The following is a 1,611-nucleotide window of genomic DNA, read 5'->3' on the forward strand; positions in this document are numbered from 1 at the left end:
AAGGAATGCGTCATCACCGGGATGTTGTGCGCCGCCGCGAGCGGAAAAACCTTGCACAACTCGGTGATGCCGCCCATCTTGGCCGGGCTCGGCTGAACGAAGTCCACCGCCTCCGCGGCGAGCATGCGCTCGAATTCCAACAGCGTGGACACGTTCTCACCGGCCGAGATCGGGAGACCGGTGGTTCTGCGCAGTTCGGCGAGGCCGTCGAAATTCTCCGGCGGCCAGAGTGGCTCCTCGAGGAATTTCAGGCGAACGGCCTCCAGTTCCGGTGCGACGGCACGCGCTTCGGCCGGGGTCCACCGGCAGCCGGCGTCGACGATCAACTCGACATCGGGGCCGGCCTCCTCGCGCGCCGCCTGGATCGCCGCCACGTCTGCCTCGTGCAGCTTGAGCACCCGAAATCCGGCATCGACCATGCGCCGGACCGCGGTGCGGACCAACGCGGGGTCCTGATAACAGGCCAGGCTCGCGTAGCAGGGCATTCCGCCGGCCCCGCCGCCGAGAAGCTGAGACACCGAAGCGCCGGCGAGCTTGCCGGCGATATCCCACAGGGCGATGTCCACCGCCGAGAGCGCATAGCTCAGGGCGCCGCCGCGCCCGAAGACGTGCAGCTTCTTCTGGACCGCCAGCATCAGCGGCCGGATGCGGGTGGCGTCTCGGCCGATGCAGAGCGGCGCGATCAGTTCGTTGACGGCGAGTTTGGCCGAAGCAACGGCACGAAAGCCGAAGGCCTCCCCCCAGCCCTCCACTCCATCGCGGGTTGTCACCTTGACCAGCAGCGACTCTGCGGCGGACAGTTTGTCGCCCCACAGCGATGCCCCGGGTGTGGCGTCCGCCTTCAGCGGGATGCGCAGTGGAACGGCCTCGATCCTGGCGATGAGGGCGGCGGTGACGGGCATGTACAGCTCAGTATAGCGACGGGGAAAGCGCTCAGAACGCGTCCTCGCGAAGGCCCATCACCGAAAAGTCGGCGTTCTCCACGATCCGACGCTCGGCGCTCAGCCTGGGCAGCACATTACGGGCGAAAAACCTTGCTGTGGCGACCTTTCCGCGATAAAAGTCACGGTCGGTGTCGGCAGGGCTTCGCCCCAGTGCGCTCAGGGCGATCTCCGCCTGCCGCAGCAGCAGCCAGCCGATGAGCAGATCCCCGACGGCCAGCAGGAAGGGCACCGACTGCAGGCCCACCCGGTACAGTTCGCGCGGATCCTCCTGGGAGGAGAGCAGATATCCGGTCATGGTGGTGACCATCGCCCGGGCATCGTCGAGAGCGGTGGCCAGCGCCGCACGGGAATCGGACAGTTGTGGGTGGGCGTCGTCGCTACCCAGATACTTCCCGACTTGAGCGACTAGGTGCTGCAGGGCCACGCCACGGTCGCGGGCGATCTTGCGGAAGAAGAAGTCCTGAGCCTGAATCGCGGTGGTGCCCTCATAGAGGCTGTCGATCTTTGCGTCGCGGATGTACTGCTCGACGGGGTAATCCTGCAGGAAGCCGGAGCCGCCGAAGGTCTGCAGCGACTCGGTCAGGTACTGATACGCTCGCTCCGAGCCGGCCCCTTTCACGATCGGCAACAGCAGGTCGTTGACCCGCTCGGCCAGTTCGGCGTCGGC

General features: G+C 66.6%; 2 protein-coding genes. Both read right to left on the reverse strand.

The features are described from left to right. Window positions 1-902: mandelate racemase/muconate lactonizing enzyme family protein (locus tag AC2VON_RS15115; protein WP_486953681.1), on the reverse strand; the 902-nt coding region annotated here is incomplete at its 3' end. Between the two features lie 31 nt (window positions 903-933). Next, window positions 934-1,611, reverse strand: a 678-nt coding sequence (locus AC2VON_RS15120) for an acyl-CoA dehydrogenase C-terminal domain-containing protein (RefSeq protein ID WP_486953682.1), incomplete at its 5' end; no start/stop codon positions are given.

The sequence above is a fragment of the Mycobacterium sp. TH-M82 genome (genome assembly GCF_057473605.1).